Genomic DNA, 18,567 nt, shown 5'->3' with positions numbered 1-18,567 from the left:
CGAAAATCGAAGACTGTCATGTCTACCGCCGACGATATTTCTGTCGGTATAGCGGTGGTGTCGTCACATCGAGCGAGCATCATTTTAAAGAATGCCCGGTTCTACTCGAGGTAAAAACTGCCATATATCCATGAAATGCAATGGCGCTATTCACTATATCGCTCGAAATTCTCTCGACATCGAAATGTCATCATGTCAACACATTGCGCCTTTATGTTGCTTTTGCATCTCCCTTTCGTTGGTCTTTCGCATGATTCCACGCTGGACCGACGCTAACTCTCTCGACTCATAGTGACAATATGTGCGATATGACATCATTCAAGAAACGCCCGCTTTTCCTTGCCATTACCGCAGTGATGGCGCTGGCAATCGCTGGCTGCAGTGACAGCTCGAGCGATGACGACGGTGACTCGATCAGCGTCAGTAAACCTGCCAAGCCCACCGGAATAGGATCGTCGTTGGAGGTCGAAGAGCCCGCGGTCGCCTTTCCGCTTCCGACACTGGACTATGCCGCCAACAATGCCGACGGCGACCTGCGCTACGATCTCAATCAGAACGCCATTGCCTACGTCCTGCGCGGCATCAATAAGATCTGGAAGGGTACCTCCGACCTCTGGCAGAGCGGCGCCAACGGGAACGGTCCCGATCGCTATCTGAACGACCCTATCGTCGACGCCGACATCTGGAAAGAAAACATTCAGTACGTTATCGACGTCACGAAAAACCGCTCCGACGAGCAGGCGATCCTGGCCTTTCTCGACGATCAGCGCAGCAAGAACTACAGCATCATCGACGGCTACGGGCCGCTCACCGAAGCGTACGTCGAAGGCTCGGGCGCTAACGTCTCTATCCCCGTGCCTACCGTCGATCAGGTGCTGAACGATCAGCACTACCAAAGTGTTCACGACGACAACATCTCCTTCGCCGGCGACATGAGCTCCAAGCTGGGCGACGTGGTGACGCTGGTCGATGCGTTTCGTCAGCGCGCGCCCGCCTCTACCAGCGCCTCGAAGTATATCTTCTCGACGCCACGCCCCTGGCGCATGAACGATGAGGGTGCCATCGAATTCCAGGGCACCGACAAGCAATACCGCTGTATTCAGCAGAATGGCACCGATGCGTCGGCCACCTACGATCGTTATCAGAGCAGCGTGTCAGTGGTACCCGGTTTGATGTGCTCGCGTCGCGCCCATAACCCGGAAAAAGAAGCGCAGGGTCTTTACAGTGTCGACACCGAGAATCGGCGCAAGGACGGAGGCTATCCGAGCGGGCACACCAACGCGGGTTATCTCGCCTCGATGGCGATGGCGTACGCGCTACCGCAGCGCTATTCGGAGATGCTGACTCGCGGCTCCCAGCTGGGCGAAGATCGAATCGTCGCCGGCATGCACTCCCCGGTCGACGTGATCGGCGGACGCATCCACGCGCTCAACGTTGCAAGCTTCGCCCTCAATCAGCCGGACATCGCCAGCGAAGCGCAAGCCGCCTATGACCGGGCCCAGCAGTACTTCGGCGATCTTGCCGACGCCGCGGGGATGAGCCTCTACGACTTCGCCCACCGGGACGTAGAGGACGAAGCCGGTCTGATCGACGGCGACCGCGTCAACGTCGAAGTCTACGACAACGATGACTACGATGATCATGAAGCCAACAAGCGACTCTACCGCGAACGTCTGACCTACGGTCTGAGTCAGAATGCGAGCCAGGCGGGTCAAGAGCCGGTCGTCCCTGCCGGTGCGCAAGCCTTGTTGAAATCCCGTCAGCCTTACCTCAGCGACGACCAGCGACGCGCGGTGCTCTACACCACCGAGATCGACTCCGGTTATCCGATTCTGGACGATACCAACGGTTGGGGACGGCTCGATCTCGTGACGGCCGCTGACGGCTACGGCGCGTTCGATGGCGACGTCAGCGTGACGATGGACGCAAGCGAGAAAGGTTTCAATGCCAAGGATTGGTGGCGTAACGACATCACCGGCGACGGTATGCTGACCAAGTCAGGCTCGGGGCATCTGGTGCTCACCGGTGACAACCGCTACGCCGGCGGCACGCTGCTGCAGGAAGGTACGCTCGAGGCGGCATCGACGTCAGCATTCGGTCGCGGCGACCTTTACGTCGAGAACGGCACGGTTCGCGTGGATACTACCGACGCCGATGCGCTACAGATCGCCGGCAACTTTACGATGGACGACGGCACACTGGCCGTTGCCGATGGCAACCAGATCGTCGTCGACGGTCTGGTCTATCTGTCAGGTGGGCAACTGCAGCTCGACTTCGACGGCGAAAAACCCGAAACCGGCACGGAGATCGCAGTGATCAAGTCAGGCTCGCTGCACGGCGAGTTCGCCGAGGTCGATGCCGAGGGCGTGGCAGTCGAACTGCAATACGACAACGGCAGCGTCACCGCCGTCGTGCAGTAACATCGCGACTCGCCCAAGGCTCGCGTAAACCACCAGCGCCCGCGACGGTTCGCCGTCGTGGGCGTTTTCGTCGATTCCCTTCATCCATGCAAGGCAAGGGCTTGGCCGGTTGGCTCAGCGCAGCTTGTCGGCAGCCAGCAGCAGCTGCTGCTCGGTGGTCTCCCAGCCAAGACAGGCATCGGTCACCGAGACACCGTAGCGCAGCGCGGCGGGATTCAGCGGTTGCTTACCCTCGAACAAATGGCTTTCGAGCATTACGCCGATCAGACCCGAGCCTTCCGCCAGACGCTGGTCCACCACGTCGTGGAGCACCTGGGTCTGGCGGCGATGATCCTTCTGCGAGTTGGCATGGCTGCAGTCCACCATGATCCGCGGCGTTAGCCCGGCCGCCTGCAGCGCGCGCCGGCTCGCCGCGATGCTGGCGCTGTCGAAGTTGGTCCCATTCGCCCCGCCTCGCAGGACGAGATGCGTCGATGGGTTGCCAAGGGTCTCGATGATCGCCTGGCCGCCCTCGGGGGCGACGCCGACGAAACGGTGCGGGTGAGCGGCGGACTGCATGGCGGCGATCGCCACGTCGACGTTGCCCTGGGTGCCATTCTTGAAACCGACGCTGGCATCCAGCCCGCTGGCCATCTCACGGTGAATCTGGGATTCGGTGGTTCGCGCACCGATCGCGACCCAGCTCAGTAGATCCTCGAAGTAGGCCGCGGCCATCGGCTGAAGCAGCTCGGTGGCGACCGGCAAGCCGAGCGCGGCGATGTCGCGCATCAGCCGGCGCGCGTTTTCGAGCCCGGTGGCGATATCGTCGCTGCCATCCAGCCCCGGGTCGTAGGCGAGTCCTTTCCAGCCTACCGTCGTGCGCGGCTTCTCGACGTAGACGCGCATCACCAGCAGCAGTCGATCGCTCACCCGTTCGGCAAGAGACACCAGCCGGCCGGCGTACTCCAGCGCCGCCTCGGGATCGTGGATCGAGCAGGGCCCGGTCACCACCAGCAGACGGTCGTCACGACCCTCGAGCACATCGCTGACAGCTTGGCGCTGATGTGCGATCCGGTCAGCAAGCGCGACATCCAGCGGAAGCTGCGCCTTGAGCTCGCTGGCACTCGGCAGCGCGCGGATTCGGGTCGTTCGGGTCGATACGGCGGGCTCGGACGTCGCCGACGACGAGGCGGGGTCGGATGCGGGTCTTGCGGCAGTGGTCAGCGCGTTCATTACTCATCTCATTTCAGGTTGGGCCCGAAACGCGAGAACCCCCGGAGGGCTGCCGTCCGGGGGTTCTCTCGACGCGGTGGCAGCCCCTTGGGGGCGTGCCTCGCGGTTCAGGTCATGTCGACCGTCCAGCGGGCACGCCAGACCTAAACCAATAGCCATAGCCAAACGTCACGACATCACCGCCGACCGGTGTGGCGGCAGTGATGAGTGAAGCTGAATGGCAGTGCTGGGTCATGGGGCGTACTCGCGTCGTAGTCGCTCCATCCTAACCGATTGCCGGTGTTTGGCAAGTCCTCCCCGAGACCGCGTTGCCACGGCGCGAGACAAAGACAACGCGGCGGCAGTTGTGGTAAACCCTAGAGGAACCCGGGAACCAAAAAAACCAAGGACATCCATGGCCTATCCGCCATCCGAGGCGCTGGTCGAACAGCTCGAGTCGATTGCTCAAGGCGATGAACGCGCCTTCGAGTCGCTCTACCGTGCAACGAGCCCGCATCTCTATGCGCAGTTACTGCGTATCGTTCGCCAGGAAGCCGCCGCACAGGACTGTCTGCAGCAGGTCTATCTGCGTATTTGGCAGGCTGCCGGACAATACGATGTCTCCCGCGCGCGCCCCATGACCTGGCTTTCGACCATGACGCGCAACATGGCGATCGACTGGATCCGCCGCCAGCGGCCCCAGGAGGCCGACAGCGAGGCCATCATCGACACGCTGCCCGGCGAGGGCGACATCGAACACGAAAGTCATATCGGTCAGCAGGCCGAGGTGCTTCAACAGTGTCTCGGCGAGCTGTCCCCCCAGCAGCGCCAGACGCTGGAACTGGCGTTTTTTGAGGGGCTGACACACCACGACCTGGCTGCTCGACTGGCAACGCCGCTGGGAACCGTCAAAAGTTGGGTGCGACGCGGCCTGGAGAGATTGAAAGCATGCATGACACGTCTGGCTTGAGCGACCCCGAGGTGCGCGACCTGGCTGCCGGCGAGTACGTTCTCGGCACCTTGAACGCCGCCGACAGCGCCGCCTTCGAAGCCGTTCTCGCGGTGAGCCATGACCTGCAGCGTCAGGTCGACGCGTGGCGAGAGCGTCTCCAGCTACTCAATGACGAGCTGGAACCGGTCACCCCGCCGGATAACGTCTGGACGCGCGTTCGTGCCCGCCTGCCGGTCCGTGAGCGCCCGGCACGGCACTCGCGCTGGCAGCGCGCGGGCGTCTGGTGCAGTGCCACGGCGCTTGCCACCGCCGCGGCACTCGCGCTGGCGGTGCTGGTCTTTTCGCCGAGCGATGACTCCTCGACCCTCGGCAACTATGTCTTTGCCGCCACCGCGCCAAACCAGCAGATGGGGTGGGTGGTCAATGCCTCGAGCGATGGTCAGATGCAACTGCTCGCGCTCGCGCCCGGCGGCATGCCCGACGGCAAGGGATGCGAACTCTGGATGATGGATGACGGCGAACCGGTGTCACTGGGGATGCTACCGCTGAAAGGGGAAGTCGTCATGCAGCTCCCCGAACGGTTGATGACCAAGATCGACGGCGCGGACCTGATGATCACCATGGAGCCGAGCGCCGGCTCACCGAATGGCAAGCCCACCGGCGCCATCATGGATCGAGGAAAGCTCACGCCGAAGCAGGGCAAGACGGTACTGCTCTGACGCCGCCGGCGCCCGCACCGGCGGGTGCCGGCCGCCCACCGAAAGCGGCTGGTCGAAGGCGAATCGCGGGACGCGTCAGCTCAATGGCTGGTCACGGTCCAGCGGCAGTACCGCGCCGGTGACGTAGTCGTTGTCGAGCAGGTAGCGAAGCGTCTGATAGAGCACGCCGGGACCGGGCACCCGTCCCTGCACGGTGCCATCGTCGCGCTGCATGATGACGCCGGGCGCAATCGCGTTGACCTGAATGCTCGGCGCAAAGCTCATCGCCAGCGAGCGCGTCAGGCTCTCAAGCCCCGATTTGGTCGCCAGATACGCAGCCTGCCCTGCCGCGCCACGCGGCACTCGGCTATCGGTAATGTGAACGATGTCCCGCTGCGGCTCCGGGCAAGCCTCCAACAGTTCGCGGGCCTGGAGGTTGATCGCGTAGGGCGCCTGCATATGGACTCTGAATAGCTGCTCCAGGGTCTCGCAGGCCGCGTCCGGCTCGGGATCGGCCAGGAACTCACTCGCATTATGGACAATCGCTCTGAGGCTGGGCGTGGCCTGCTTGAGCCGCACCATGAAATCCTCGATTCCCGACCGCGACGAGAAATCCGCGGTCAGCGTCATCGCGCCCCGCTGGCGCAGCGACTCGAGGCAGTCGCGCTCGGTACGGTAGGTGACGATCACCGGATGACCATCATCGAGGAGCCGCTGAGCGCAGTGCAGTCCGAGCCGCTGGGCCCCGCCCGTGATGAGAATCGGCGACTGGCTCATGACTCGTCCTTGGCGCCTGCCTCGGGGTCGTTACCCTCCAGCGCCAGCGCCTCGCCCGGCGACAGCGCTTCTCGCGCCGGCTCGCCGTCGGGCAGCGGGAGAAACGGCACCCGCGGCGCGTAGTCGAAGACGTCGGAGTGACACTGGGCCTCGTTCAGCCCCTTGGCCGCCAGAGTATCGACACAGGCATAGACCATCCCCGGCGAGCCCGCGAAGTAGATCTCGCGCTCGTCGATAGACGCGACTTCGCTGGCGAGCACGACATCGACTCGTCCTCGGTGCCATTCGATCCCGTCCCTCGGCTCGAGTTCGGCCTCCGAAGACTCGACGATTGCATGAAAGACGACATTCGGATGATCCAGCGCCCACCCCCGTGCAAGATCCTCGGCATACAGGTCGCGGCGCTCTCGCACGGCCCACCAGATCGCGATGTCCCGCGCGGGATTCTCTGCCAGCGCCGCCTCGACGATCGCTTTCATCTGTGCAAACCCGGTTCCCGCGCCGATCAGCATCAACGGCGCCTCGCTCGCCGGGGGCAGATAGCAGCCGCCACTCGGCAGGCGCACGGAGAGTCGTGCCGGATGCGTGAGCATCTCGCGCAGGCGCGCAGAGTGGGTTCGCTCCGGCCAGTGCTGGATATGCAACTCCAGCCGGCCTTCCCCGTTGTCGGCACAGGCGATGGAGAATGGCACCCAGGTCTCGTCATCGACCGCCAGTTCGAGATATTGGCCCGGGGCATGGGCGATGGCTTCCGCGCGTCCTTCGAGCATCACCCGAAAGACATCCGGCGTCAGGTCCTCGACCGATTGCACCTGGCAGGTCAAAGTTCTGACCGTCATGTTCACCTCTTTGCTTTGAATACCCGCCGCTTATCGCGCCGACACAGTTCGCGCCGACCTCGTCTCTTCAGCCACACCCGCGGAGACTCGTCAGTCGCGCTCCAGAGATTCGTCACTCACGCCGACGCGTCACCGCCCGGCTTGCCGGTGCGCGGCGCCGGCGGTGAGATATCAATACCGTACTCGGCCCAGCGCTCGTCGACGCGATGCTTGACCGTCGGGTCCATGGTGATGGGCTCTCCCCACTCACGGGTGGTCTCACCGGGCCACTTGTTGGTGGCGTCCAACCCCATCTTGGACCCCAGCCCCGCCGTCGGCGAGGCGAAATCGAGATAGTCGATGGGGGTGTTCTCGACCATCACCGTATCGCGAGCCGGGTCCATACGCGTGGTGATTGCCCAGATCACGTCTTCCCAGTTGCGCGCATCGACGTCGTCATCCAGCACGATCACGAACTTGGTGTACATGAACTGACGCAGGAAGCTCCAGACTCCCATCATCACGCGCTTGGCGTGCCCGGGGTACTGCTTTTTCATGGTCACCACCGCCATGCGGTAGGAGCACCCTTCCGGCGGCAGGTAAAAGTCGACGATCTCCGGGAACTGCTTGCGCAGAATGGGGACGAACACCTCGTTGAGCGCGAGCCCCAGTACCGCCGGCTCGTCCGGTGGGCGGCCTGTGTAGGTCGAGTGGTAGATCGGGTCGCGACGATGCGTCAGCCGCTCCACGGTAAAGACCGGGAACGACTCTACCTCGTTGTAATAGCCCGTGTGGTCACCAAACGGCCCTTCCGGTGCCATGTCATCGGGGTAGATGTAACCCTCGAGCACGATCTCGCAGGAGGCAGGCACTTCCAGGTCGGCGTGACCACACTTGACCAGCTCGGTGCGCGAGCCGCGAAGCAGCCCGGCAAAGGCATACTCGGAGAGCGTATCCGGCACCGGCGTCACCGCCCCCAGAATGGTCGCGGGGTCGGCACCGAGGGCGACCGCTACCGGGAACGGTTCGCCGGGATGGGCCTGCTGCCACTCGCGAAAATCCAGCGCACCGCCACGGTGCGACAACCAGCGCATGATCAGTCGGTTCTTGCCAAGCTTCTGCTGACGGTAGATTCCCAGATTCTGGCGTGACTTGTGCGGCCCTTTGGTGACCACCAGCGCCCAGGTCACGAGGGGCGCGGCATCGCCTGGCCAGCAGTGCTGAATCGGCAGACGGTCAAGATCGACATCGTCGCCCTGCCAGACCACGTCCTGACATGGCGCGGAACGTCGCGTCTTGGGCCCCATGCTCATGACCTGCTTGAAGATCGGCAGTTTGTCCCAGGCGTCCTTGAGCCCCTTGGGCGGGTCCGGCTCCTTGAGAAAGGCGAGCAGCTTGCCCACTTCGCGCAGGGCCCCGATGCTCTCTTGGCCCATGCCGAAGGCAACCCGTTCCGGGGTACCGAAAAGATTGCCGAGTACCGGCATCTCGCTGCCTTTGACGTTCTCGAACAGGAGTGCCGGGCCGCCCGCACGTAGTGTGCGGTCGCAGATTTCGGTGATCTCGAGGTACGGATCCACCTCAGCGGTGACGCGCTTCAGCTCACCGCGCTGCTCCAGCGCCGCGATGAAGTCTCGCAAGTCGTGATATTTCATGGCGTTTTCCGCACCGAGTATCCAAGAACGCAAAAAGGGCAGCATAGCATGCCGCCCTTTCACTGTTCGCTTGCCCTACCTTATTCGATGATGCGCCTTCGGGATCCTGGCAGCGCATCGAATCGAACGGGGCAGGACCCGGCGAACGCCGGCCAGCCCATCGCGACGGCGGTGGCTCATTGGCATGGCCACCGCGTCGTCGACATCAGCGCCGCTTCATGGCCTCGAAGAACTCCAGATTGGTCTTGGTATCCTTGAGTCGATCGATCAGAAACTCGGTCGCTGCCACATCATCCATCGGGTTGAGCAGCTTGCGCAGAATCCACATGCGCTGCATTTCGTCCTCGGAGGCGATCAGGTCTTCGCGGCGGGTGCCGGAGCGGCGGATGTTGAGTGCCGGGTAGACGCGACGCTCGGCCAGCTTGCGGTCGAGGTGGGCTTCCATGTTACCGGTCCCCTTGAACTCCTCGAAGATGACTTCGTCCATCTTGGAACCGGTATCGACCAGCGCAGTGGCGATGATTGTGAGGCTACCGCCCTCTTCGATGTTACGCGCGGCACCGAAGAAACGTTTCGGCTTCTCGAGGGCGTGGGCGTCGACACCACCGGTCAGCACCTTGCCTGACGACGGCACCACGGTGTTGTAGGCACGCGCCAGACGCGTGATGGAGTCGAGCAGGATCACCACGTCTTTTTTGTGCTCGACCAGGCGCTTGGCCTTTTCGATGACCATTTCCGCGACCTGAACGTGACGCGCCGGCGGCTCATCGAACGTCGAGGCCACCACTTCGCCGCGCACCGTCCGCGACATCTCGGTCACTTCCTCGGGCCGCTCGTCAATCAGCAGCACGATCATGTGGCATTCGGGATTGTTACGCGTAATCGATGTGGCGATGTTCTGCAGCATCAGCGTCTTACCCGCCTTGGGCGGAGAGACGATCAGGCCACGCTGGCCTTTGCCGATAGGCGCGGTCAGATCGATCACGCGGGACGTGATGTCTTCGGTCGAACCGTTGCCGATCTCCATGTGCAGGCGTTCCTGCGGGAAGAGCGGCGTCAGGTTCTCGAACAGGATTTTGTGCTTGGCGTTTTCGGGCTTGTCGAAGTTGATTTCATTAACTTTGAGCAGCGCGAAATAACGTTCGCCCTCTTTGGGCGGACGAATCTTGCCGGAGATCGAATCGCCTTTGCGCAGATTGAAACGACGAATCTGCGACGGTGACACGTAGATATCGTCCGGGCCGGCCAGATAGGAAGAGTCGGCGCTGCGAAGAAACCCGAAACCGTCCTGCAGAATTTCCAGCACCCCGTCGCCGTAGATGTCCTCGCCGCTCTTGGCGTGCTTTTTGAGGATGGCGAAGATGATGTCCTGCTTGCGAGAGCGGGCCAGATTGTCGATGCCCATTTCACGGGCAGTTTCGAGCAGCTCAGGGACGGATTGTTGCTTGAGTTCGGTTAGATTCATGAGTTCGATCAGAAATGGCTCGTGTCGCAGGCAATGGAGATTGCCGAGGAGAAAGAAGGACAAGAGGCGATAGATTCAAACGCCGCGCGGTGCGTTCAGTCTTCCCAGAAACTTGGCTTTCCTTGAAGCAATCGGATCACGCAGATTGCGCGCCGAAAGACATGGCATAGTGGGAGAGCGGTTCGATTCGCCTGTTATTTCACGACTAAGACGTTCGTGAAATAGCTGTTCACGGAGCTTTCCATGAAACAACGCAAGATCTGATGATCAAAATAAAACTAGAGCAGACTGACGACTTGGGGGACCGCGAGGCGGTCAAGAAGCTATTCGGAACAGGCGAACGACCCGATGTTAGACAAGCCTTGAAGCGAACGCAAGCGTTAAACCCGGAGAGAACGGCGAGTATCAGCTCTTGTCGATCTCGGCATATAACGCCATGAGCTGACTCTCTGACAATCCTCCTACCCGCATCGCTTTCATCTCTCCATCGACGAATAGACACAGCGTCGGCGTGCCGCGTACGCCGTAGCGCTCGGCGAGCTGCGGTTCACGATCAACGTCGACCACCGCAACATCCAGATCGGGCGTCGCGGCAGCCGATAGGCGCGCCAGCAACCGCTCGCAGGGCTGGCACCAAGGGGCGACGAAGACCCCGAACCAGGGCGTCGGATGCTCGCGGCGCCGACGTTCGAAGGCGTCACCGTCGAGTGCGATACGCTTTGTCATATACCGGAAGTCCCTTCGTTGCACACTGACGGCAGAATGCCCAGCTGCCGCGCAATTGACAAGCTAACGGGGGCACCGCAACCTTGCCCGAAAGAGCGGCCGTCGGCGTCCATCGTGGTCGGTGCGCACTCACTTTCACCGTGTATCCAGACACGCCTTCAAGGACGTCACGCCATGAGCGGGAAGTCGACCGCCAAGGAGGCGACTCGTCGCCTGGCCGCCATCGATCTCGGCTCCAACAGTTTTCATCTGCTGGTCGCCAACTATCAGGATGGACGGCTACAGGTCGTTGCCAAGATGGGCGAGAAGGTTCAGCTCGCCGCCGGCCTCGATGACGACGACAACTTCACCCCCGACGCCATGGCGCGTGCGCTTGCCTGTCTCGAGCGCTTTGCCCCCTTTCTCGAGGACGTCGCCGATGATGACATGCGCATTGTCGGCACCAACGCCCTGCGTGCGGCCAACAATGCCGACGATCTGATCCGCCGTGCCCAGTCGTCGATCGGCCACGCCATCGAGATCATCGGCGGCCGCGAGGAAGCGCGCCTGATCTACCTGGGCACGGCGCACGCGCTGGCCGAGGTGCACGGACGCCGGCTGATCGTCGATATCGGCGGCGGCTCGACGGAGCTGATCATCGGCGAGGACTTCGAGCCTCAGGCGCTGGAGAGTCTTCACATGGGCTGCGTCGCCTACACCGGCAGGTTCTTCGCCGATGGCAACATTACCGAGAAGCGGTTTCGCCGCGCCGAGATGGCGGCGCTGTCGGAGATCGCTAATATCCAGCGTCAGTACCGTCGCCTCGGCTGGCAGGATCCGATCGGCTCCAGCGGCACGATCAAGGCCGCCGCTGCGGTGATTGCCGCCAACGGTGACGGCGACGCTTCGGTGATCGAGCGCGACGCCCTGCGCAAGCTGCGCAAGCGGCTGATCGCCTTCGGTCAGCTCGACAAGGTGGCGATGAACGGACTCAAGGAAGATCGCGCGCGCGTCTTCCCCGCCGGGGTGGCGATTTTGTGTGCGGTCTTCGAGGCCTTCGACCTGGAGCGTATGCGCTACTCCGACGGCGCCCTGCGCGAAGGCGTGCTCTTCGATCTGGTCGGCCGCGATACGCCCGAGGACTCACGTCGCCATAGCGTCGAGTCGATGATGACGCGCTACAGCGTCGACATCGCGCAGGCCGACAATGTCGCCCGCTGCGCGCTGATCGCGTTCGACCAGCTCCAGAAGGCGTGGCGTCTGAGCGACGAGCAGCGGCTGTTTCTCTACTGGGCGGCTCAGCTTCACGAGATCGGGCTGGCAATCTCCCACAGTCAGTTTCATCGCCACGGCGCGTACTTGATCGAACACTCGGATCTCACCGGATTCTCGCGCCCCGAGCAGCAGTCGCTCGCGTTCCTGGTCCGCGCCCATCGGCGCAAGTTTCCGCAAAAGGAGAGCGAGACGCCAGACAACGCCAAGTACTGCGATGACTGGCGCCTGGTTCGCCTACTGCGACTGGCCGTCTGTCTGCATCACTCGCGGCCGGAGCGCGGAGTCGACGACGCCAGGTTCCGCGCCGAGGGCGAGTCGCTGCACGTCGAGCTTCCGCCCGCGCGCCGCCACCCGCTGATGATCAACGACCTCGAGCAGGAAGCGGTCTATCAGCGCGCCGTGGGACTGACGCTGACATTCGATGCCTGACAAAAGCGCCGTCTATCTAGCCCGATCTCGCCGGCGCGATGCGACAGCCGGCGTTAGAACGGCAGCTGTCGCCAGCCCTTCGCCGTCGCGACCCCGAGAACCGCTATTAGCTCGTCAGCGTGCCAGACCAGCGGCACGCTGGCCCTCTCCCACGGTGGCACGCCCGCTTCCTGCAGCAGCCGCTTGACGTCTCGCCTTCCGCGTCCCTCGACGACCAGCGTCTCCCCACCCTGTCGCAGCGTGACGGTAAACGTCGTCGGCAGCTCGGTAACGCTCGATTCTAGCCGCCAGCGGTAGGTTTTTGCCGGGGTGGTCAGCGGTGTATTGCCCTGCCAGCGCATCGCCCACCCGGCAGGCATCGGTTCGGTAGGCGCTTGCAGATAGAGTCCGCCACGCCAACGCCGCCCTTCGCCACCGGGCCAGCCCACTCGGGGTGTCCGCTCCGGGGCGGCATCGGCGCACTGGCGGACCAGCTCTTCGAGTCGCGCCGCCGGCGGCAGAGGCAGCGCCAGCCGCCTTGCCGCGTGACGAATCAGCAGGCGTCGCCGCGCTTCGCTCAGCGCGTTGAGCACGGCAAGTGGCAGGCAGGCAGGATCGCCGCCCGCCGTGGCCAGATCGATCGACGCCAGCTCCTCGAGCAGTGCGTCAGCTTCTCGTGCCTGTTCGGCAGCGCGAGAAAGCGCATCGACCGCCCCAGGCCAGCGCGCGCTCAGCGCCGGCGCCACCCGGGCGCGAAGATAATTGCGATCAAAGCCGAGATCGGCGTTGCTGGGGTCATCACACCAGGCGATACCGCGGCGCTGGACCTCGGCGAGCAGTGACGCGCGCCGACGCGTAAGCCAGGGACGCTCGACAACGACGCCTCGTGCCCGGCGCCTCGCCGGCATGCCGCCAAGGCCACGGACGCCACTGCCGCGAAGCGCCGCCAGCAGGAACGTCTCGGCCTGATCGTCCGCATGCTGGGCGAGCCAGAGGCGATCCCCCTCCCCTAGCACCTCGGCAAACGCCCGGTAGCGGGCCTCCCGCGCCGCCGCCTCGATGCCACGGCCGTCCGTCTCGACCGTCACCGGCACAACCGTCAGCGTCACGCCGAGCGCCTCACAGGCGCGACGACAGTGCGCCTCGAAGGTCGCTGCGGCGGCCTGCAAACCGTGATTGATATGGATCGCCCGCAACGCGATTCCCCGGGCCGCGGCGAGTGGCGCGGCAATATGCAGCATGAGCGTGGAGTCGACGCCACCGGAGAGTGCCACCCAAACACAACGCCCCGGCGCGGTCTGCGCCAGGGCGTCATCGAGCAGCGAGCTTAAGAGAGCGTCCGACAACGAATCGACCTCCTGGTCCTGCAACGCTCCACTCTCGCGTCTCATCCTCAGCCGCGCCAGAGTGGGTCAGATAAGGCGAACGCCAGCGGGGACCCGCGGCGCAGCAGGCGTCATGCGCTGCCCGAGCGAGCGTTCAACGCCGCATGAGAAGGCGTTACCGATCCTCAGCTACTGAGGGGCTCCGTAGGACATCAAACGCGCGTACCGCTTTTCTAGCAGCGTGTCGGTATCCATCGACTGCAGTCGATCGAGGCTGCCGAGCAGCGACTCACGCACGCGATCCGCGGCCTTCTGGGGCTGGCGGTGGGCGCCACCGAGCGGTTCGTCGATCAGCGTATCGACAAAGCCCAGCTCCTTGAGGCGGGCCGCGGTAATTCCCATGGCCTGGGCCGCTTCGGAGGCCTTTGCGGCACTCTTCCACAGAATCGAGGCGCAGCCCTCCGGCGAGATCACCGAATAGGTCGAGTACTGCAGCATCTGAAGCTCATCGCAGACCCCGATGGCCAGCGCCCCTCCGGAACCGCCCTCACCCACCACGGTGGCAACGATCGGCGTTTTCAGGCGCGACATCACTGCCAGGTTGTAGGCGATGGCTTCTGACTGACCGCGCTCCTCGGCATCGATTCCCGGATAGGCGCCGGGGGTATCAATGAAGGTGAGCACCGGCATCTTGAAGCGCTCGGCCATTTCCATCAGGCGACACGCCTTGCGGTAGCCCTCGGGACGCGGCATCCCGAAGTTGCGCCGGACCTTGTCCTTGACCGTGCGCCCTTTCTGATGACCGATGACCATGACGGGGCGGTCGTCGAGGCGAGCAACCCCCCCCACGAGCGCGGCGTCGTCGGCGAAGTGACGATCCCCGTGAAACTCCTCGAACTCGGTAAAGATGCGATCGAGGTAATCCAGCGTGTAGGGACGCTGCGGGTGACGCGAGAGCTGGGTCACCTGCCAGGCGCTCAGATCGCGGAAGATCTGCTCGGTGAGTTTACGGCTCTTCTCCTCGAGCTTTCCGATCTCGTCGCTCAAACTGATGCGACTGTCGTTGCCGACCAGGCGCAACTCTTCGATCTTGGCCTGAAGTTCGGCGATCGGCTGTTCAAAGTCCAGATAATTGGGATTCATAGAGCTTCTACTGTGTGATCCTGGCAACCGGTGGCGTCTGGCTTGCGGCGAAACGCGTCATTATCGCACCCTCACGATACTTGGCAACCGCTCACCCGCCGCGATAGCGAAGTGCCACCGACTCATGTCCTTCGACGTCGCGTAGCGCCGTCAACAACTCGTCGCTCGGAGAGACCCGCCAGTCGGCGGCGAGTTCAAAGCAACCGCTGGCGCTGTCGTTACGGTAACGCACCCGCACCGGCAACCCGTCCGACTTCACCCAGGGCGTGAGGCTGTCGTGAAGCGAACGGGTAAAGCGTCCATTGAGCCGGGCGCCATCGACCGACAGCTCGACCGCCTCGCCAAAACGCGCGCGGGCATCGGCCATCAGCGTGACCTCCTTGCTGCGAAGACGCAGACCGCCAGAGTAGTCGTCGCTGGAGACTTCGCCCTCGATGATCAGCACCTGATCCGCCGCCAGCTGCCCGCGCACCTGATCGAACAGCTCGCCGAACAGTGATGCCTCGATGCGTCCGGTGCGGTCGTCGAGCGTGACGAACGCCATGGTATCGCCACGCTTGGACTTCATGGTGCGCATGGCGATCACCAGCCCGGCGACGCGCTGCGGCTCGCGGGAGGGCTTGAGATCGACGATTCGCGTGGCGACGAAACGCTTGAGTTCGTGCTCGTACTCATCGATCGGGTGGCCGGTCAGATAGAGCCCGAGGGTATCCTTCTCGCCGGCCAGACGCTCCTTGTCGCTCCAGTCGCGTACCTGGCGGAAGTCGGCGAAAACGTCGGTCTCGGTCTCGACGAACGCCTCACCGAACATGTCCATCATGCCGATGTTCTGGTTGGCCTGATTCTGGGATGCCGCCTTGAGCGCGGACTCCAGCGAGGCGGAGAGCACCGCGCGGGAGGGCCCCAGATGATCGAGTGCACCGGAGCGAATCAACGCCTCGATGGTTCGCTTGTTCATCCGCTTGGAGTCGATGCGTCGACAGAAGTCGAACAGATCGCTGAACGCGCCTCCGCTCTGGCGCGCCTCGACGATCGCGCCGATCGGTCCTTCGCCGACGCCGCGAATCGCCCCGAGTCCGTAGACCACTTGCCCGCTGTCGTCGACGGTGAACTTGTAGGCCCCGATGTTGACGTCCGGCGGCGTCACCGTCAGCCCCAGATGGCGGCACTCCTCGATCAGCGGCACCACCTTGTCGAGGTTGTCCATCTCGGTAGACAGCACCGCCGCCATGAAGGGGGCGGGGTAGTGGGCCTTGAGCCAGGCGGTCTGGTAGGAAACCAGACCGTAGGCGGCCGAGTGCGACTTGTTGAAGCCGTAGCCGGCGAATTTTTCGACCAGGTCGAAGAGGTTGCCCGCCAGATCCTTGTCGATCCCGTGATTGGCACACCCTTCCATGAAACCGGCGCGCTGCTTGGCCATCTCCTCGGGCTTCTTCTTGCCCATGGCGCGGCGCAGCATGTCCGCCTGCCCCAGGGTGTAGCCCGCCAGGACCTGAGCGATCTGCATCACCTGCTCCTGGTAGAGGATGATGCCGTAGGTCGGTCCGAGCACCGGTTTTAGCGCTTCGTGCTGGTAGTCTGCGCTGGGGTAGGCGATCGCCGCCCGACCGTGCTTACGGTTGATGAAATCATCCACCATGCCCGACTGCAGCGGCCCGGGGCGGAACAGGGCGACCAGCGCGATCATGTCCTCCAGCGAGTCCGGCTGCAGCCGCTTGATCAGCTCTTTCATGCCGCGGGATTCGAGCTGGAAGACCGCTGTCGTGTCAGCCTTCTTGAGCATGTCGAAGGTCAACTTGTCGTCGAGCGGGATGGTGCTGATGTCCAGCGGTCCCTCGCCATCCCGCGCGCGCACCGTATCGACCATCTCCAGCGCCCAGTCGATGATGGTAAGCGTACGCAGCCCGAGGAAGTCGAACTTGACCAGCCCCGCCTCTTCGACGTCATTCTTGTCGTACTGCACCACCAGCCCGGAACCGTCCGGCTCGCAGAGCAGCGGCGAGAAGTCGGTCAGCTTGGTGGGCGCGATCACCACGCCACCGGCATGCTTGCCAGTGCCGCGGGTAATCCCCTCGAGCTTGAGCGCCATCTCCCAGATCTCGGCGGCCTCCTCGTCGTACTCCAGGTACTCCTTGAGCTGAGGCTCCTGCTCGATCGCCTTGCCGAGCGTCATGCCGACCTCGAACGGGATCAGCTTGGAGAGTTTGTCACCCATCGAATAGGGCTTGCCCTGGGCGCGGGCGACGTCGCGCACCACCGCCTTCGCCGCCATGGTGCCGAAGGTGACGATCTGGGAGACCGCATCACGCCCGTAGCGGTCGGCGACGTAGTCGATCACCCGGTCGCGCTTCTCCATGCAGAAGTCGACGTCGAAGTCGGGCATCGAGACACGTTCGGGGTTGAGGAAGCGCTCGAACAGCAGGTCGTACTCGAGCGGATCGAGGTCGGTGATCTTGAGCGCATAGGCGACCAGCGAGCCGGCGCCGGAGCCGCGCCCCGGCCCTACCGGAATGTCGTTGTCCTTGGCCCACTGGATGAAGTCCATGACGATCAGGAAGTAACCGGGAAACCCCATCTCGAGAACGATATTCAGCTCGAAATCGAGCCGCTCGCGGTAGGCGGGCTCATGCTCAGCAAGATCACGCCCCGGGTAGATCGGCGTATCACCACCGAAGAGCTGCTCGAGGCGGGCGGTCAGGCCGTCGTGAGAGATCTTGCGGAAGAACTCGTCCTGAGTCATTCCCTCCGGAATCGGATATTCCGGCAGGAAGATCTCGCCGAGACGCACGCTGGCGTTGCAGCGCGCCGCTATCATCACGCTGTTCTCCAGCGCTTCGGGGACATCAGCGAAGAGTTCGGCCATCTCCTCGGGCGTTTTCAGATACTGCTCTTCGCTGTACTTTCGCTCGCGCCGGGGATCCTCGAGCGCCTTGCCCTCGCCGATCGACACTCGGGTCTCGTGCGCCCAGTAATCCTCGCGTGACAGAAAGCGCACGTCGTTGGTCGCCACCACCGGCGTACCGGTTTCAGAGGCCAGGTGGACGCTAGCGTAGACGCACTCTTCATCGTACTGGCGCCCGGTGCGCTGCAGCTCGAGATAGAAGCGCCCCGGAAAATGCTGGTTCCACTCCGCGAGCAGCGTGCGCGCGGTATCGACGTGCTCACCGATCAAGAACCGACCGATCTCGCCTTCGCGTGCGCCCGACAGACAGATCAGTCCCTCGTTCTGCTCGAAGACCCACGCCCGATCGAGAATCGCCAGATTCTGGCGCTGACCGTCGGTCCAGGCGCGCGAGATCAGCTCGGTGAGATTTCGATAGCCGGTATCGTTCATCGCCAGCAGCGTGATCCGGTACGGGTGGCTCTCGTCGAGGGCGTTATGGAGCCAGAAATCGGCGCCGATGACCGGTTTGAGCCCCCCACCCTGCGCCGCCTTGTAAACCTTGACCAGCCCGAAGAGGTTGGTGTCGTCGGTCACCGCGACCGCCGGCATCCCCGCCTCGGCAGTGGCCTTGATCAACGGTTTGAGGCGAACCAGACCGTCGACGAGTGAGTATTCGCTGTGGACACGAAGATGGACGAAGGGAGTTGTCATGGCGAGCTCGGTTCGAAACGACGAATGGATTCCGGCGGCAGCGATGCGGGCAGACTGTCTGTCAGCGCTGTCTCAGCATGCCCAAAGCCAGAGGGGGTCACAATGCTTCAGTGAGTCGGGCCACGTGGGCCAGGCTCGAT

General features: G+C 63.3%; 13 protein-coding genes. 4 read left to right on the top strand and 9 right to left on the bottom strand.

All coding sequences use genetic code 11. The features are described from left to right. The first annotated feature begins 308 nt into the window (after positions 1 to 308). Positions 309 to 2,420, top strand: a complete 2,112-nt coding sequence (locus tag DOM41_RS07780; protein WP_188112372.1) for a phosphatase PAP2 family protein — start codon at positions 309 to 311, stop codon at positions 2,418 to 2,420. A gap of 114 nt (positions 2,421 to 2,534) precedes the next feature. Here the strand turns inward: DOM41_RS07780 and DOM41_RS07775 are convergent, their stop codons facing one another. After that, entirely contained in the window at positions 2,535 to 3,632 is a 1,098-nt protein-coding gene (locus DOM41_RS07775) for a 3-deoxy-7-phosphoheptulonate synthase (protein ID WP_110686257.1), read from the bottom strand. A gap of 394 nt (positions 3,633 to 4,026) precedes the next feature. On the opposite strand from DOM41_RS07775, the gene DOM41_RS07770 reads away from it, so the two are divergent. Then, on the top strand, positions 4,027 to 4,581 hold the full coding sequence (locus tag DOM41_RS07770) for a sigma-70 family RNA polymerase sigma factor (protein ID WP_110686256.1): 555 nt from the start codon (positions 4,027 to 4,029) through the stop codon (positions 4,579 to 4,581). Beyond that, positions 4,560 to 5,282, top strand: a complete 723-nt coding sequence (locus DOM41_RS07765) for an anti-sigma factor (RefSeq protein WP_110686255.1) — start codon at positions 4,560 to 4,562, stop codon at positions 5,280 to 5,282. Before DOM41_RS07770 ends, DOM41_RS07765 begins: the two co-directional genes overlap by 22 nt. Before the next feature lie 75 nt (positions 5,283 to 5,357). Here the strand turns inward: DOM41_RS07765 and DOM41_RS07760 are convergent, their stop codons facing one another. The 5 genes from DOM41_RS07760 to DOM41_RS07740 all read right to left on the bottom strand — a co-directional run bounded on the left by DOM41_RS07760 (position 5,358) and on the right by DOM41_RS07740 (position 10,702). Then, positions 5,358 to 6,038, bottom strand: a complete 681-nt coding sequence (locus tag DOM41_RS07760) for an SDR family NAD(P)-dependent oxidoreductase (RefSeq protein ID WP_110686254.1) — start codon at positions 6,036 to 6,038, stop codon at positions 5,358 to 5,360. Continuing rightward, positions 6,035 to 6,877, bottom strand: coding sequence for an FAD-binding oxidoreductase (locus DOM41_RS07755; protein ID WP_110686253.1), 843 nt, complete (start codon positions 6,875 to 6,877; stop codon positions 6,035 to 6,037). Before DOM41_RS07755 ends, DOM41_RS07760 begins: the two co-directional genes overlap by 4 nt. Before the next feature lie 116 nt (positions 6,878 to 6,993). Continuing rightward, entirely contained in the window at positions 6,994 to 8,511 is a 1,518-nt protein-coding gene (gene ubiD, locus DOM41_RS07750; protein WP_110686252.1) for a 4-hydroxy-3-polyprenylbenzoate decarboxylase, read from the bottom strand. Positions 8,512 to 8,716: 205 nt separating this feature from the next. Next, the gene (gene rho, locus DOM41_RS07745) at positions 8,717 to 9,976 is read right to left on the bottom strand and encodes a transcription termination factor Rho (RefSeq protein ID WP_110686651.1); all 1,260 of its coding nucleotides are present in this window, start codon (positions 9,974 to 9,976) and stop codon (positions 8,717 to 8,719) included. Positions 9,977 to 10,381: 405 nt separating this feature from the next. Continuing rightward, positions 10,382 to 10,702, bottom strand: a complete 321-nt coding sequence (locus DOM41_RS07740) for a thioredoxin family protein (protein ID WP_110686251.1) — start codon at positions 10,700 to 10,702, stop codon at positions 10,382 to 10,384. Between the two features lie 174 nt (positions 10,703 to 10,876). Here DOM41_RS07740 and ppx point away from each other — a divergent pair, with 174 nt between their 5' ends. Beyond that, positions 10,877 to 12,385 carry an exopolyphosphatase gene (gene ppx, locus DOM41_RS07735; protein WP_110686250.1) on the top strand — a complete coding sequence of 503 codons (1,509 nt, stop codon included), beginning with the start codon at positions 10,877 to 10,879 and terminating at the stop codon, positions 12,383 to 12,385. Between the two features lie 53 nt (positions 12,386 to 12,438). Here the strand turns inward: ppx and tilS are convergent, their stop codons facing one another. From tilS to dnaE, 3 genes are all read right to left on the bottom strand, one after another. Further along, complete coding sequence (gene tilS, locus DOM41_RS07730) at positions 12,439 to 13,710, bottom strand: tRNA lysidine(34) synthetase TilS (protein ID WP_245391772.1); 1,272 nt, start codon at positions 13,708 to 13,710, stop codon at positions 12,439 to 12,441. 168 nt (positions 13,711 to 13,878) lie between these two features. Then, positions 13,879 to 14,832, bottom strand: coding sequence for an acetyl-CoA carboxylase carboxyltransferase subunit alpha (locus DOM41_RS07725; protein ID WP_110686248.1), 954 nt, complete (start codon positions 14,830 to 14,832; stop codon positions 13,879 to 13,881). Between the two features lie 91 nt (positions 14,833 to 14,923). Continuing rightward, positions 14,924 to 18,427: a DNA polymerase III subunit alpha gene (gene dnaE / locus DOM41_RS07720; RefSeq protein ID WP_110686247.1), complete on the bottom strand. Its 3,504-nt coding sequence runs from the start codon at positions 18,425 to 18,427 to the stop codon at positions 14,924 to 14,926. Positions 18,428 to 18,567 lie beyond the last annotated feature (140 nt).

The organism is Salinicola aestuarinus (genome assembly GCF_003206645.1).
Taxonomy (GTDB): domain Bacteria; phylum Pseudomonadota; class Gammaproteobacteria; order Pseudomonadales; family Halomonadaceae; genus Salinicola; species Salinicola aestuarinus.
The sequence above is the reverse complement of the archived record's forward strand: the minus strand, read 5'-3'. Positions and strand labels throughout refer to the sequence as shown.

What these genes read in the sequence shown, in the direction of transcription:
- DOM41_RS07780 (WP_188112372.1), top strand. Translation starts at nt 309, where the DNA reads ATGACATCATTCAAGAAACGCCCGCTTTTCCTTGCCATTACCGCAGTG.
- DOM41_RS07775 (WP_110686257.1), bottom strand. Translation starts at nt 3,632, where the DNA reads ATGAACGCGCTGACCACTGCCGCAAGACCCGCATCCGACCCCGCCTCG.
- DOM41_RS07770 (WP_110686256.1), top strand. Translation starts at nt 4,027, where the DNA reads ATGGCCTATCCGCCATCCGAGGCGCTGGTCGAACAGCTCGAGTCGATT.
- DOM41_RS07765 (WP_110686255.1), top strand. Translation starts at nt 4,560, where the DNA reads ATGCATGACACGTCTGGCTTGAGCGACCCCGAGGTGCGCGACCTGGCT.
- DOM41_RS07760 (WP_110686254.1), bottom strand. Translation starts at nt 6,038, where the DNA reads ATGAGCCAGTCGCCGATTCTCATCACGGGCGGGGCCCAGCGGCTCGGA.
- DOM41_RS07755 (WP_110686253.1), bottom strand. Translation starts at nt 6,877, where the DNA reads ATGACGGTCAGAACTTTGACCTGCCAGGTGCAATCGGTCGAGGACCTG.
- ubiD (WP_110686252.1), bottom strand. Translation starts at nt 8,511, where the DNA reads ATGAAATATCACGACTTGCGAGACTTCATCGCGGCGCTGGAGCAGCGC.
- rho (WP_110686651.1), bottom strand. Translation starts at nt 9,976, where the DNA reads ATGAATCTAACCGAACTCAAGCAACAATCCGTCCCTGAGCTGCTCGAA.
- DOM41_RS07740 (WP_110686251.1), bottom strand. Translation starts at nt 10,702, where the DNA reads ATGACAAAGCGTATCGCACTCGACGGTGACGCCTTCGAACGTCGGCGC.
- ppx (WP_110686250.1), top strand. Translation starts at nt 10,877, where the DNA reads ATGAGCGGGAAGTCGACCGCCAAGGAGGCGACTCGTCGCCTGGCCGCC.
- DOM41_RS07725 (WP_110686248.1), bottom strand. Translation starts at nt 14,832, where the DNA reads ATGAATCCCAATTATCTGGACTTTGAACAGCCGATCGCCGAACTTCAG.
- dnaE (WP_110686247.1), bottom strand. Translation starts at nt 18,427, where the DNA reads ATGACAACTCCCTTCGTCCATCTTCGTGTCCACAGCGAATACTCACTC.